Genomic DNA, 13,329 nt, shown 5'->3' on the forward strand with positions numbered 1-13,329 from the left:
ACCGGCATCCGCCCTGACCGACTACTGCTGGATACTCGACCGGTCCGAAATATCGCTGGCAGATAAGGTTCTTGCAGTAGACGCGACCTGTTTTTTGCGTTTATACCGGTCCGGCTGGCCTTCAGGGCGGGTTTTGAACCGGCGATGCAGCCACATATATTGCTCAGGCGCCATCATCACGGCGCGCTCAATCGCTCTGTTCATTTGCGTGGCCACCGACGCTTTATCGCCTCCCTGCAACGTATCGCTGATATCTTCCAGAATAAGCAGTTCATATCCTGTGCCATCTGCTTTTCGGCGCGGTACAAACGGGATCACGGCCGGTCTGGCACTTTTCACCAGCATGTAGCTCCCGGCAGTTGTCGCGGCGTCCGGGACGGCAAAAAACGGCACAAACACGCTATTCGTTTTGCCATAGTCGTGGTCCGGGGCATACCACAGGATCTCGTTTTGCTTCAGTGCGCGGATCATGCCCTTCAGGTCATAGCGGTCAAGCATGGTTTTATTGGAACGCAGACGACCGCGCGTTTGCAGCCAGTCGAGCAACGCATTATTGTTGGGACGATACACACCAATACCCGCGTTGAGCATGCCAAAGATGCGTGCGCCTAATTCCAGCGTGAGAAAATGCATGCCAATGAGCACCACGCCCCTACCTTGCGCCCGCGCCTGTTCCATATGTTCGTAGCCGGTCACGCTGAAGTGTTTCCGCACGCGCCAGTTAGGCCAGAACCACGCTATCCCGGTTTCGATGACGCCCATTCCAACCGATTCAAAATTACGCTCAAGTAAACGCTCGCGCTCGTCCTCTTTCATATCAGGAAAGCAAAGCTCAAGATTTCGTCTGGCGATCTCCACGCGGCGTGGAAGCAGGCGCATAGCCAGACGCCCAAGCCTGTGACCTGTTTTCAACAGCAGCGGGTACGGAAGCTGAACCGTGCACCAGAGCGCGGCAATGCCTGCCCAGCTGAGCCAGTAACGAGGATGAATAAAGGCGAGTGAAAACTGAGGTAATTTTGTCATGGAAAAATTATCCTTTTACTAATTTATACTTAATCTGGTGCAGTTGCAGTGCTTACCTGCTGATTTAACGAATATTGTTCGGAAGGATGAATTGTAGCGGAATCGTTATGGTTTTTATTATCGATTTTTGCGAAAGGGAATAAAAATGGGGATCGCCGGGTGATATTGCACCACCCGGCAGGCAAGTTACATCGAATAGCCGGGCTTCTTAATCAGTTCATCCAGTTTCGGGCCGATCTCGGTATCCCAGACCTGCACCTTCCAGTCAGCTTCCTGAATCTCCTGAAGCGCCACGGAGATTGAGCGATCTTTGCTGTTCAGATGACGGGCGATCGCTTCGGCGATATCCGCCGCCAGGGCCGTTTTTTGTTCGTCAGTCAGATCGCGTGGAAAACATTTGATATCAACATGTGGCATGGGCAGGGCTCCTTTTATAGGTGAGCGTTCCACGTTATCAGATTATATCGTTAGCTTTTAGCACCTTGTGCAGTTCCGGCAGCGCGCAGACGGCATCCGCGACGGCGGTAATATTAGGCGTGTTGGTGGCAAACCACTCATGGCGTGGACCCCAGGTACGCGCAACGGCAATATAGACGTCAAGCAGCGTCAGCTGTTTGCCAAACGCAAACGGCGAGGCGCTGAGCTGGCTGTCGAACCACAGATAAAGCGATTTTCGGTACTCAATGCAGTTTTTCTTCAACTGTTCCGGGGCATCAGGCACCCAGCGTTCCGGGTAATCTGCATACGTAAAGGTGGGATAGACGTTCGCCACAAACCAGATGAGCAGACGCTGAAACTGCTGGCGCTCGGCCTGCCCAACGGGCGGCGCGAGGTCGGGACGTCTGTCGAGCACCATCAGGGCGATCGCCGCGGTTTCCGTCACGATCGCCCCGTTTTCCAGCTCCAGCGTCGGCACCTGGCACAGCGGGTTCAGTTTCAACAGCAATTCGCGCTGCGGGCCGGGCTGGTCAAACCCGTCCACGTTGACGAACTGATACGGGATGTCTGCCAGAGTCAGCATCACTTCACTGATTGCCGATCCCCAGCCAGGTACGCCATAGAGTTTGATCATGTTGCCCCCTCAGGGATGAAAACCCTAAGTGTATACCCGTCATACTTCAAGTTGCAGGTGCGTTGGCTGCATTCACTCACCCCAGTCACGTACTTATGTACGCTCCCGGGGATTCGTTCCCTTGCCGCCTTCCTGCAACTCGAATTATTTAGGGTATAGAGCACCATTAGTAGGTTATCCCGGGCGGATTAACGTCTGAAGACGTCACCGCTTCGCCCGCTTCCCCCCAGCGCGCCAGCACCTTTTGATACTCCCCGCGCTTAATCGCACCGTCCAGCGCAGCCTGCAACGCATACACCAGCCCATTACCTTTTTTGGTTGTGGTGGCGACATAGGCTTTCTTCGGGCCTAAACCCACGACGCGGGTTTTGCCGGTTAACGCGGCTTTATAGGCCGAAACGGACTGCGGTCCAAAGAACACATCCGCCCTGCCGGACTGAATATAAAGATTGCCTGAGGCGTCGTCGGTCAGGTAAACCGGCAACGCAGGCTTGCGCCCGGCCTTTTTATTCTCTTCGTTCCAGCCCAGCAGAATACGCTCCTGATTGGTGCCAGACCCGACAATCACCTTTTTCCCGGCCAGATCTTTCGCACTGGTGATCGACTGTACGTTGCTGGTGGATTTCACCGAGAAGGCCAGGGAATCGACGCGATAGGTCGCAAAATCGAACTTCTCCTTACGTTGCTCGGTGACGGCGATATTCACCAACGCCACGTCATAGCGCCCGGAAGTGATCCCCAGCGGCCAGTCTTCCCACGCCGTTGGCACCAGCTTCAGCTTCAGCCCCAGACTGCCCGCCAGCAACCGGGCGATATCCGGGTCGCTGCCAATACGGGTGCGGTTATCACTGGCCAGCAGCGCAAGCGGCGGAGAATTCAGGGCTGAAATCGCCACCGTGAGGGTACCCGGCTCAACAAATTTATAGTTCGCCGGGATTTTCGCCACTGCCTGTTGATCAACCGTCACCGGCAGCGGCTGTTCGTTGGCCTTTAAATCAATGCTGGCGTGGCTCGCCGTCGTGAAGACCAGCCCCGCCAGGAGTCCATATTTCATCTGCGCTCCTTACAGCACTTTTGAGAGGAACTGGCGCGTTCGCGGATGAGACGGTCGGTTTAAAACGTCATCGCTGCTGCCCTGCTCCACAATTTTACCGTCGACCATAAATACCACCTGGTCCGCCACTTCCCGGGCAAAGCCGATCTCATGGGTGACCACCACCAGCGTAGTGCCGGAACGGGCGAGTTTTTTAATCACGTCCAGCACTTCGCCAACCAGTTCCGGATCCAGCGCCGAGGTTGGTTCATCAAACAGCATCACGCGCGGGCGCAGCGCCAGCGCGCGGGCAATGGCGATACGCTGCTGCTGGCCGCCGGAGAGGTGACGCGACCAGGCATCGGCTTTATCGCGCAGTCCTACCACATCCAGCAGGCTGTAGGCGTTTTCAACAGCCTCTTTTTTACTGAACTTTTTATGCGCGATGGGTGCTTCAATCAGGTTTTCCAGCACCGTGAGATGCGGAAAAAGATTGAAGTTCTGAAACACGTACCCAACGTTGACGCGCTGTTTGAGGATCTCTCTCTCTTTTAGTTCGTAGAGTTTGTCACCCTGACGGCGATAGCCGATGTAATCCCCGTCAATCTGAATAAAGCCTTCGTCTACGCGCTCCAGATGGTTAATGGCGCGCAGCAGCGTCGATTTTCCCGATCCAGAGGGGCCGAGGATCACCGTCACGGACCCCGGCGGGATCTCAAGCGTGACGTTATCGAGCGCTTTATGTCGGCCAAAAAACTTACTGACGCCGGTAATGGAAATGTGTCCTTCAGGAGAGGCTTGCATGAACAGGCTCCTGTGCTGGCGAAGTGGTGACCGAACGCGAGCGACTCGCCGCCCGGTTCTGGTTTACGGCGGAGCGGCGCTCGCTGCGGGCGAGTCCACGCTCAATAACATGCTGGATGGCAGACAGTACGGTGGTGATCACCAGATACCAGACGGCCCCCACCATCAACAGCGGGATCACCTCCTGGGTGCGGTTGTAGATCATCTGGATCGTGTAGAACAGTTCCGGCATCGCCAGCACGTACACCATCGCCGTCCCTTTTGCGAGGCTGATAATTTCGTTAAACCCGGACGGCAGGATGGTTCGCAGCGCCTGCGGGAGAATTATGCGCACGGTGCGACGCCACGCCGGCAGACCTAGCGCAGCGGCCGCCTCATACTGACCGTGGTCGACCCCAAGGAAGCCCCCGCGAATGATCTCCGCAGTATAGGCGCTCTGCACCAGCGTCAGCCCCACGATGGCGGTAGAAAACTGCCCGAGAACGTTGATGGTTTCAAAGCTGCCCCAGGTAATGCCGGTAAAAGGCACGCCGAGAGAGAGCGTGTCGTAGAGATAGGAGAAGTTATAGAGGATAATCAGCACCACGATCAGCGGCAGCGATCGGAACAGCCAGATGTAACCCCACGCCAGGCTGCTCAACAGCCATGATGACGAGAGCCGCGCCAGCGCCAGCATGCCGCCAATCACCACGCTCAGTACGGTGCTTATCAACGTCAGCAGCAGCGTCTGGCCGACGCCTTCGAGGATCACCGGGTCGAAGAACCAGCGGGCAAATACCGCCCACTCCCAGCGCGGATTAAAGGCCACGGACTGGATCACGACCGCCAGCACAAACAGCGCCACCACGGCGCCAGCAGCGCGCAGCGGATAACGTGCCGGGACCACTTTTATGGTTTCAACGTTGCTCATCGTCGCTCCTTATGCGGTTTTGCTGAGCGCTTCGCGGATCAGCGTCTTGGTGAAACGCAGCCGACCGTCGAACGGCGGCTGGCTGTACTCTTCCGGGTCGCGGTTGAGATCGAACTGCGGCTGATACCCCTGGCTGAGATAGAGCCGCACCGCCTCCGGCTGACGAAACCCCGTGGTCAGGTAGATGTGGCTGTAGCCCGCCAGCACCGCCCGGCGCTCCAGCTCCTGTACCACGCGAGCGGCCAGCCCCTGCTGGCGCAGCGTTTTATTCGTCCAGATACGTTTGATCTCTGCGGTATGTTCGTCGAAGGGCTTATACGCCCCGGTGGCGATGATCTCGCCATCGCGCTCCAGAACGATAAACAGCCCCTGCGGCGCCAGGTACCACTCTGTCAGCTCGACTTCCGCATCCTTTGAAAAGTAGTCGCCGTAACGAGCAGCGTATTCACCAAAAAGCCCCTCGATAATGGGCTGAAGATCGGCATCTTCCGGCGAAACGTCACGAAATTGTTCGCGCATAGCGCCTCCTTAATCGCCCAGACCCGCCGGGTTAACTTCGGAACTGGGGATACGCTCCACGCCTTCCCCCCAGCGGTTCAGCACCTTGTCGTAATCTCCGTTCTTGATCGCGCCATTCAGCGCGGTTTGAACCGGTTCGACCAGGCCGCTGCCTTTTTTCAGCGTCACCGCGATATGCGCCGCCTTCGGCCAGCCGCCGTCGACGCTGCCGACCAGTTTGGTTTTACCGTTAAGCGCCGCTTTCCAGGCGCCGATCACGTTCGGACCAAAGTAGGCGTCCGCGCGTCCGGACTGAAGCGCCAGCGTTTGGGCCGCGTCGTCTTTGGTGTAGATCGGCGTAAAGGGTTTAAGCCCTTTTTTGAGATTCTCTTCGTTCCATGCCAGCAGGATGGCCTCCTGGTTGGTGCCGGAACCCACGATGATGCGCAGCCCGGCGATATCCTCGGCCTTCACAAGCGAGTTGATCGGACTGGTGGATTTCACGTAGAAGCCAAGTGAATCCTTGCGGTAGGTGGCGAAGTCGAACTTCTCTTTGCGCGCTTTAGTGACGGTGATGTTGCTGATAGCCGCGTCGTATTTCCCGGAGGCAACCCCCAACGGCCAGTCCTCCCAGGAGGTGGGCACCACGTTCAGCTCCAGTCCGAGGCTGTCCGCTACCAGACGCGCGATGTCGACCTCACTTCCCAGCAGAGTTTTGTTGTCGTCGGAAAAGACCGTCAGCGGCGGTTGATTCAGTCCCGCCACCGCCACGGTAAATTTCCCCGGCACGGCAAAACGATAGTCTTTCGGCAGTTGCGCGATCGCATCGCTGTTTTTGGCGGTATTGATCGGCGTTTTATTGGCCTCAATGCTCACGCCGGTGCCGTTAATATTGACGTTCTCTGCCCAGACGGCAGGGGTAAAGGCCAGCGCAAGCGCCAGAATAAGCGATGATTTCTGCATAGCGTTTTTCTCTTTTATTGTTGTGTGAACTGATTTTTGGGCTCGTCTAAGCCCAGACTTTCGCGCAGCGTGGTGCCGGAATAGTCGGTGCGGAACAGGCCGCGCGCCTGTAAAACGGGCACCACCTGGTCGACAAAGCGCGGGAAGGTGTCCGGCGTGCCGCCCTGAATGATGAAGCCATCCGCCGCCTTCTCTTCGAACCAGGCCTGTAAACCATCGGCCACCTGCTCCGGTGTGCCGGAAAAACGCGGGCGCGGCGATGCGGCTTCCAGCGCGACCTGACGCAGAGTTAAGTTGCGCTCACGGGCGTTACGCTTGATTTCATCGGTGGTGCTGCGAAAGCTGTTTTTGCCCAAATCGCCAATATCCGGGAACGGCGCGTCGAGGGGATACTGGCTGAAGTCGTGATGCTCGAAATATCGTCCGAGGTAATTCAGCGCATCATTAATGGAGACCAGTGCCGCCGTAGTTTGATACTGGTTTTCTACGTCATCGGCGTCGTTTCCAACAATCACGCTGACGCCCTGGAATATATGTAAATCCTCTGCGCGACGGCCGTGACTTTCCAGCTGCTGTTTAACATCGCGGTAAAAAGCCTGGGCTTCTTCCCGCGTGTCATGGTGGGTAAAGATGGCGTCAGCGTGTTTTGCCGCCAGCTTTTTACCGTCGTCGGACGCACCAGCCTGAAAGACAATCGGACGTCCCTGCGGCGTGCGGCCAATATTCAGCGGGCCGGAAACCTGGAAGAAATCACCGTGGTGATCAAGAGTATGCAGTTTCGACGCATCAAAGAACTGTCCGCTCTCTTTATTGCGGATAAAGGCATCCCCTTCCCAGGAATCCCACAGCCCCTTCACCACGTCGAGATACTCATCGGCAATGCGGTAGCGCAGCGCATGCTCCGGGTGTTTTTCACGTGAGAAGTTCTTCGCTGACCCTTCCAGCGGTGACGTCACCACGTTCCAGCCCGCGCGTCCGTTGCTCAGGTGATCGAGGCTGGCGAACTGGCGTGCAACGGTGAAAGGCTCGCTGTACGAGGTGGATAACGTGCCGACCAGCCCCAGGCGCGAGGTGATACTCGCCAGCGCGGACAACACCGTCAGCGGCTCAAAGCGGTTTAAAAAATGCGGAATGGATTTCTCGTTAATATAAAGGCCGTCGGCCACAAATATAAAGTCGAGCTTGCCCTCTTCTGCTTTTAAAGCCGTTTCTTTAACGAAATCAAAATTAATGCTGGCATCCGCGACCGCCGCGGGATGGCGCCAGGCAGACATATTACCGGATGCACCATGCAAAATGGTCCCCAGCCGCAATTGACGATGTGCAGTCATATTCACCTCAAATTAATTAAACGTGTTGCAGGGCTTTTTCCGCGAGCTGAGCAAAATAGCGGGCAGCGGGTTCGATTAATGCTTCGTCCGGGTTAAATGCCGGGTGATGTAACCCAAACGGACTGTTGCTGCCAATGCTGACAAACGCGCCGGGTATGTTTTGCAGATAGACCGCGAAATCCTCCCCGCCCATGTGCAGTTCCGCATGCCGGGTTTCATATCCCGCTTCGCGCGCGACCGAGGTGGCAAACCCGGCCCAGTGCTCATCGTTCACCAGCGCGGTGGGCCCGGCGTACCAGGTGATGTTGATCTGCGCGCTAAAGGCGCTGGCAAATCCAGCGGCGATTTCACCGACGCGCGCTTTCACGTTCTGCTGCACTTCCGTGCGGTGCGTGCGCAGCGTGCCCTCCAGCTCAACGCTTTCCGGCAGCACATTCCAGGTATTCCCCCCGGCGATGCGCGTCACGCTCAGAACAACCGAATCCAGCGTGTTGACGTTACGGCTGGCTACGCTTTGCAGCGCTGTTACCAGCTGGCTTGCCAGCACGATGGCGTCGTTGCCTTCATGGGGACGTGCGGCATGCGCGCCTTTGCCGGTCACGTGAATAACGAAGCGATCAACGTTGGCATAGAACGGGCCGCCGCGCGTGGCAAACTCGCCGACCGGCAGTGACGGCTCGTTATGCATCCCGAAAATCGCGCGTACGTCGCGTAACGCCCCGGCACGCACCATGCTTTTCGCTCCGCCGAAATTTTCTTCCGCAGGCTGGAACAGGATCCGCACGCGACCGTTGAGCGAGGCTTCCCGCTCTTTCAGCTTTAGCGCGGCGCCGAGGATCACGCTGGTGTGAATGTCGTGTCCGCAGGCATGCATCACCCCGGCACGCCGGGAGCTAAACGGCACCCCGCTGCGCTCGTCGATGGGTAACGCGTCGATATCGGCGCGCAGCGCAACCAGTGCGTTGCCCGTGCCGATCTCCGCAACCAGCCCGGTCTGGAGATCGTAAGGCAGCGGTGCAATCCCGGCTGCCGTCAGCCACTCGCGCAGGCGGGCCGTTGTTTCGACCTCCTGACCGGAGAGTTCAGGGTTCTGGTGCAGCTCACGGCGCCAGGCAATCAGTTGTTCGCTAAAGCTCATACGGTAACCTCCCTGTTAAGACGCGCCTCGGCCAGCAGTCGCAGGGACTGCACGCGCGTTGCGCCATCAGCGACCGGCGTGTCGATGATAAATTCGTCAATCCCCCACTGCTGATGCAGCGCGTTGAGCTGTTCAAGCACCGACGCCGCCGTTCCGGCCAGCAGAGACTGCGCCCGACGCGCAATGCGCACCGGTTCACTCCCCGCCTGCCGCGCAAAGGCGTAGGCCTGTTCTTCGCTGGCGACGGTGACGCGCTGTCCGTTTGCCAGCTCCACACCCCACACTTCAACCTTCTGCGCCAGCGCATCGGCCTCAGCCTGGGTTGGGGCAACAATGGCCTGCACGGCCACAATCACCTCCCGGACGCTGTGTTGACGCCAGGCTGTGACGACCTCGCGCAGCAGCTCAGGATCACCATTCAGATGGGCGGCAAAGACAAAATGCCAGTCGAGGGAGGCCGCCAGCAGCGCGCTTTCGGTACTGGCGCCCAGCAGGAATCCCCGGGCAGGCGCCGGTGGCAGCGGCGTGGCGCGAACGTCCTCCTCCGCTGACTGATTTTCAGGGCGGATCCAGCGATCAAGCTGCGTCAGTTGGTCCGCAAAGCTGCCTTTCTCCTGCGGATTTAGGCCGTACTGCAAGGCGCGGGTAGAGAGCGGCAGACCGCCGGGCGCTTTGCCAACGCCCAGATCAACCCGGCCCGGCGCAATGGCGGCCAGTACGTTAAAATTTTCGGCGACTTTGTAGGGGCTGTAATGTTGCAGCATGACGCCGCCTGAACCCACGCGAATACGCTTTGTTTGCCCGAGGATCCAGGCAATCAGCAGCTCCGGCGAGGGGCTGGCAAGCTGCGGGGTATTGTGGTGTTCGGCAATCCAGAAGCGGTGATAACCCAGCGTTTCTGCCTGCTGCGCCAGTGCTAAGGTTCGCGCCAGCGCATCGGCGGCTGTTTCGTGTTCTGCGACGGGGCTTTTATCCAGAATGCTGATTCGCCATGACATGTTGCGTTCTCGTTTGACTTAACATGTCGTCATTATTAAAGGCGGATTTCACCTCTGAGAAACAATTAATTTACATTTGGATTGCCGGAAAACGGCAATAGAGAGTCTGTCATCGGCGTGATTTAAGCGAGGCAATGAGTCTTTCGGCATCCTGCCGTCGGGTAATGCGGAGAAAGCGAATGTGTTTGTACTGCGGGTTTTGCATATCCGCTTGATAGCGTTTGCGGTTGCTGCGCCAGGTTTTGATCGTCCAGATGATAATAGAGTCCTTGGTAAGGAACGACCGACGAAAGCTTTCGCGGTTCCCCGTGCCGGGCCAGAGCTCCTGTTTGTGCCAGGCGCGTCTGGAGGCCCGCGTCACCGCTTGCCAGAGCGTGCGGATAAACCCACGATCTATCCACACCACCAGATCGACGTCGCGCCACTTAACGTCGCGTGTGCGGTTGTAATTCCCGTCCAGGACCCAGTCAGGCGAGGCGGCGAGCGCTTTTTCCAGGGTTGCAAGAAACTCATCGTCCGGTGTTCCCTGCCAGTTCGCTCGCCAGTAAAGCCTGTCCATCTCAATGTAAGGGATAGCCAGCGCCTCCGCGATTCGCCTGCCAAACGTGCTTTTCCCACTTCCGCTGGTACCTATGATATTGATTTTCACCGTTCCGCCTGCAAATGCTGAAGAAAACGGATCGAATCATAACGTTAATAATTTGTTTACGAAACGCCAGACTACTCGTTCGGATACTGCTCGTCGGTGACCTTCTCCAGCCATGCCACCGGGCTCCCGTCGACCGCTTCTGCGATGGCGATATGGGTCATCGCCGTCTGCGCGCTTGCGCCGTGCCAGTGCTTCACGCCGGGTGGGATCCAGGCGATATCCCCCTGATTCAGCGGTTCCGCCTCTTTCCCCCACTCCTGTAACCAGCCGCGCCCCTGCGTCACGATCAGCGTTTGTCCAAGAGGATGCGTATGCCAGGCGGTACGTGCGCCGGGTTCAAAGGTGACGGTCGCGCCACCGACTTTTGCCGGTTCAGTCGCCTGGAAAGGCGCGTCAATGCGCACGCTGCCGGTAAACCAGGCCTCTGGACCCTGAACGGAAGGTAACGAACCGCTACGGATAATTTTCATGATTTACTCCTCGTTTGCTGTTGCGTTAACAGTAGCGTAAAGCCATGGGGAGCATTAGAGTGCATAATCAGAAAGGAACCATGAGTTCAATTCATAAATCGAGTAAGCCGCCATGTTAAAAGACCGGTACGTATTGCGCCGGACATGCGCATGGCGGTTGTCGGGTCAGCAGAGTATTTGCAACGTTTCGGCATACCGAAAACGCCGGAGCAGCTCGATCAGCACCGCTGCATTAATATGCGCCTGCCCACACGCGGCGGATTATATGCCTGGGAATTTGAACGGGACGGACGTGAGCTGCGCGTGCGGGTTGACGGCCAGCTGATCCTCAACAGCCTGCCGCAGCGCATCGATGCCGCCGAAAACGGTCTGGGGCTGGCGTATGTTCCGCAAGATGCGGTTCAGGACGCCCTTGCTAAGGGCCGGTTAGTGGGTGTGCTTGAAGCCTGGTGTCCGGCTTTTACGGGATACCATCTGTATTATCCGAGCCGCCGCCAGCACACTACCGCCTTTGCATTACTCATTGCAGCCCTGCGGCATACATAGTCTCTACCTATAAGTAACTATTAAGTAAACCTGATGATTAAATCAGCATTCGCAGACCTTTTTGCCTAAAAAAACGCCACGATTCAGCGCGTTGTGATCCCCGTCTGCTCTGACCACACGATTTCCTTCGACGTGCATCACTTTCGGCACGGTTATATTTTGCGTCGCTTATCAATTGCGGGTAGGATGCCTCGCCATGTTTTGCCTTATCCATACACAGAATGACTGGAAAGGCAGCATGTGTCTGCGCAGAAGCAATCGTTTGTTTCGGCATCTGCCAGGCAGGACTATCACGTTAATGGTTCAGACAGGCAAACAGGTAACTCAATGAAAACAAGCAATAAAAGCGCAGCCGATCATCATGCTGCGAAACGTCGCTGGTTGAACTCTCATGAAGAGGGCTATCACAAGGCGATGGGCAACCGTCAGGTGCAGATGATCGCCATCGGCGGCGCTATCGGTACAGGTCTGTTTTTAGGTGCAGGCGCACGTCTGCAAATGGCTGGCCCCGCTCTCGCCCTGGTCTATCTGGTGTGCGGGATCTTCTCTTTCTTCATCCTTCGTGCGCTCGGCGAACTGGTACTCCACCGCCCTTCCAGCGGCAGCTTTGTCTCTTACGCCCGCGAGTTTCTTGGTGAAAAAGCCGCGTATGTCGCGGGCTGGATGTACTTCGTTAACTGGGCAATGACCGGTATTGTCGATATCACCGCCGTTGCGCTGTATATGCACTACTGGGGCGCGTTTGGCGATGTGCCGCAGTGGGTGTTCGCCCTCGGAGCGCTGGCAATTGTCGGGACCATGAACATGATCGGCGTGAAATGGTTCGCCGAAATGGAGTTCTGGTTCGCGCTGGTTAAGGTGCTGGCCATTGTGATCTTCCTGGTGGTCGGGACCGTATTCCTCGGCACCGGTAAACCGCTGGACGGTAACGCAACCGGCTTCCACCTGATTACCGATAACGGTGGTTTCTTCCCGCACGGCCTGCTGCCAGCGCTGGTTCTGGTGCAGGGGGTGGTGTTCGCCTTTGCCTCCATCGAACTGGTCGGTACGGCGGCAGGTGAATGCAAAGATCCGCAGACGATGGTGCCAAAAGCCATCAACAGCGTGATCTGGCGTATCGGCCTGTTCTATGTGGGCTCCGTGGTGCTACTGGTTCTGCTGCTGCCGTGGAACGCATACCAGGCGGGCCAAAGCCCGTTTGTAACCTTCTTCTCTAAGCTGGGCGTGCCGTACGTGGGCAGCATCATGAACATCGTGGTACTGACCGCCGCGCTCTCCAGCCTGAACTCCGGACTCTATTCGACGGGCCGTATCCTGCGCTCCATGTCGATGGGGGGCTCTGCGCCGAAGTTTATGTCGAAGATGAGCAAGCAGCAGGTGCCTTACGCGGGTATTCTGGCCACTCTGGTGGTGTATATCTTTGGCGTGTTCCTGAACTATCTGGTGCCGTCTCAGGTGTTTGAGATTGTGCTGAACGTCGCTGCACTGGGCATTATTGCCTCCTGGGCCTTTATTGTGGTGTGTCAGATGCGTCTGCGCAAAGCGATCAAAGAAGGAAAAGCGGCTGACGTCAGCTTCAAGCTGCCGGGCGCACCGGTGACCTCCTGGCTTACCCTGCTGTTCCTGCTGAGCGTGCTGGTGCTGATGGCCTTCGACTACCCGAACGGTACCTACACCATCGCCACAATCCCGCTGCTGGCGGTGCTGTTGATTGCTGGCTGGTTTGGCGTTCGTAAACGCGTGAATGAAATCCACAGTACCGCACCGGTTCATCCTGGAGATGACAAACAGGACGGTCCACTGGTGGAAGAGACGTCGCGTTAATAAAAAAGCCGGGTGGCGGCTTCGCCTTACCCGGCCTGCATTTCATGGTTTTTTTATGCCCGGTAAGCGC

The 13,329-nt window shown here is 57.3% G+C and carries 12 protein-coding genes and 2 pseudogenes; 2 read left to right on the forward strand and 12 right to left on the reverse strand.

The genetic code is table 11. The features are described 5' to 3' along the window. Positions 1 to 21: 21 nt before the first annotated feature. The 12 genes and pseudogenes from ACOTX1_RS08780 to ACOTX1_RS08835 form a co-directional block, all read right to left on the reverse strand. Entirely contained in the window at positions 22 to 1,023 is a 1,002-nt protein-coding gene (locus ACOTX1_RS08780) for a Kdo(2)-lipid IV(A) acyltransferase (protein WP_023314194.1), read from the reverse strand. Positions 1,024 to 1,209: 186 nt separating this feature from the next. After that, positions 1,210 to 1,440, reverse strand: a complete 231-nt coding sequence (gene pptA / locus ACOTX1_RS08785) for a tautomerase PptA (protein WP_023314195.1) — start codon at positions 1,438 to 1,440, stop codon at positions 1,210 to 1,212. Positions 1,441 to 1,477: 37 nt separating this feature from the next. After that, positions 1,478 to 2,095 (reverse strand): glutathione S-transferase family protein, encoded by a 618-nt coding sequence (locus ACOTX1_RS08790; protein ID WP_006810732.1) that lies wholly within the window; start codon positions 2,093 to 2,095, stop codon positions 1,478 to 1,480. Between the two features lie 166 nt (positions 2,096 to 2,261). Then, a complete protein-coding gene (locus ACOTX1_RS08795; RefSeq protein ID WP_023314196.1) occupies positions 2,262 to 3,149 on the reverse strand; it encodes an ABC transporter substrate-binding protein in 888 nt (295 codons plus the stop codon). A gap of 9 nt (positions 3,150 to 3,158) precedes the next feature. After that, positions 3,159 to 3,932, reverse strand: coding sequence for an amino acid ABC transporter ATP-binding protein (locus ACOTX1_RS08800; protein WP_003857007.1), 774 nt, complete (start codon positions 3,930 to 3,932; stop codon positions 3,159 to 3,161). Next, positions 3,916 to 4,842, reverse strand: coding sequence for an amino acid ABC transporter permease (locus ACOTX1_RS08805; protein WP_003857005.1), 927 nt, complete (start codon positions 4,840 to 4,842; stop codon positions 3,916 to 3,918). The genes ACOTX1_RS08800 and ACOTX1_RS08805 overlap by 17 nt, the downstream gene beginning before the upstream one ends. 9 nt (positions 4,843 to 4,851) lie before the next feature. Beyond that, complete coding sequence (locus ACOTX1_RS08810) at positions 4,852 to 5,361, reverse strand: GNAT family N-acetyltransferase (protein ID WP_003857004.1); 510 nt, start codon at positions 5,359 to 5,361, stop codon at positions 4,852 to 4,854. A gap of 9 nt (positions 5,362 to 5,370) precedes the next feature. Next, positions 5,371 to 7,634 (reverse strand): annotated as a pseudogene (locus ACOTX1_RS08815) (NtaA/DmoA family FMN-dependent monooxygenase). Positions 7,635 to 7,650: 16 nt separating this feature from the next. After that, entirely contained in the window at positions 7,651 to 8,772 is a 1,122-nt protein-coding gene (locus ACOTX1_RS08820) for an amidohydrolase (RefSeq protein WP_017382285.1), read from the reverse strand. Beyond that, positions 8,769 to 9,770 (reverse strand): LLM class flavin-dependent oxidoreductase, encoded by a 1,002-nt coding sequence (locus tag ACOTX1_RS08825; RefSeq protein ID WP_032672299.1) that lies wholly within the window; start codon positions 9,768 to 9,770, stop codon positions 8,769 to 8,771. Before ACOTX1_RS08825 ends, ACOTX1_RS08820 begins: the two co-directional genes overlap by 4 nt. Positions 9,771 to 9,879: 109 nt before the next feature. Then, positions 9,880 to 10,419 (reverse strand): shikimate kinase, encoded by a 540-nt coding sequence (locus tag ACOTX1_RS08830; protein ID WP_023314199.1) that lies wholly within the window; start codon positions 10,417 to 10,419, stop codon positions 9,880 to 9,882. A 71-nt stretch (positions 10,420 to 10,490) separates the two neighbouring features. Next, positions 10,491 to 10,889: a (R)-mandelonitrile lyase gene (locus ACOTX1_RS08835; protein WP_023314200.1), complete on the reverse strand. Its 399-nt coding sequence runs from the start codon at positions 10,887 to 10,889 to the stop codon at positions 10,491 to 10,493. Positions 10,890 to 11,015: 126 nt separating this feature from the next. On the opposite strand from ACOTX1_RS08835, the pseudogene ACOTX1_RS08840 reads away from it, so the two are divergent. Continuing rightward, positions 11,016 to 11,435: pseudogene (locus tag ACOTX1_RS08840) on the forward strand (LysR substrate-binding domain-containing protein); the annotation flags it as partial. Between the two features lie 327 nt (positions 11,436 to 11,762). Next, positions 11,763 to 13,259: an L-asparagine permease gene (gene ansP / locus ACOTX1_RS08845; protein WP_022648235.1), complete on the forward strand. Its 1,497-nt coding sequence runs from the start codon at positions 11,763 to 11,765 to the stop codon at positions 13,257 to 13,259. Positions 13,260 to 13,329 lie beyond the last annotated feature (70 nt).

Origin of the sequence: Enterobacter cloacae complex sp. IR5401, from assembly GCF_049238425.1 — a bacterium.
GTDB classification, from domain to species: domain Bacteria; phylum Pseudomonadota; class Gammaproteobacteria; order Enterobacterales; family Enterobacteriaceae; genus Enterobacter; species Enterobacter hormaechei_C.

Coding starts and splice junctions, on each gene's coding strand:
- pptA (WP_023314195.1), bottom strand. CDS start 1,440: ATGCCACATGTTGATATCAAATGTTTTCCACGCGATCTGACTGACGAA.
- ACOTX1_RS08805 (WP_003857005.1), bottom strand. CDS start 4,842: ATGAGCAACGTTGAAACCATAAAAGTGGTCCCGGCACGTTATCCGCTG.
- ACOTX1_RS08820 (WP_017382285.1), bottom strand. CDS start 8,772: ATGAGCTTTAGCGAACAACTGATTGCCTGGCGCCGTGAGCTGCACCAG.
- ACOTX1_RS08780 (WP_023314194.1), bottom strand. CDS start 1,023: ATGACAAAATTACCTCAGTTTTCACTCGCCTTTATTCATCCTCGTTAC.
- ansP (WP_022648235.1), top strand. CDS start 11,763: ATGAAAACAAGCAATAAAAGCGCAGCCGATCATCATGCTGCGAAACGT.
- ACOTX1_RS08825 (WP_032672299.1), bottom strand. CDS start 9,770: ATGTCATGGCGAATCAGCATTCTGGATAAAAGCCCCGTCGCAGAACAC.
- ACOTX1_RS08835 (WP_023314200.1), bottom strand. CDS start 10,889: ATGAAAATTATCCGTAGCGGTTCGTTACCTTCCGTTCAGGGTCCAGAG.
- ACOTX1_RS08810 (WP_003857004.1), bottom strand. CDS start 5,361: ATGCGCGAACAATTTCGTGACGTTTCGCCGGAAGATGCCGATCTTCAG.
- ACOTX1_RS08800 (WP_003857007.1), bottom strand. CDS start 3,932: ATGCAAGCCTCTCCTGAAGGACACATTTCCATTACCGGCGTCAGTAAG.
- ACOTX1_RS08790 (WP_006810732.1), bottom strand. CDS start 2,095: ATGATCAAACTCTATGGCGTACCTGGCTGGGGATCGGCAATCAGTGAA.
- ACOTX1_RS08795 (WP_023314196.1), bottom strand. CDS start 3,149: ATGAAATATGGACTCCTGGCGGGGCTGGTCTTCACGACGGCGAGCCAC.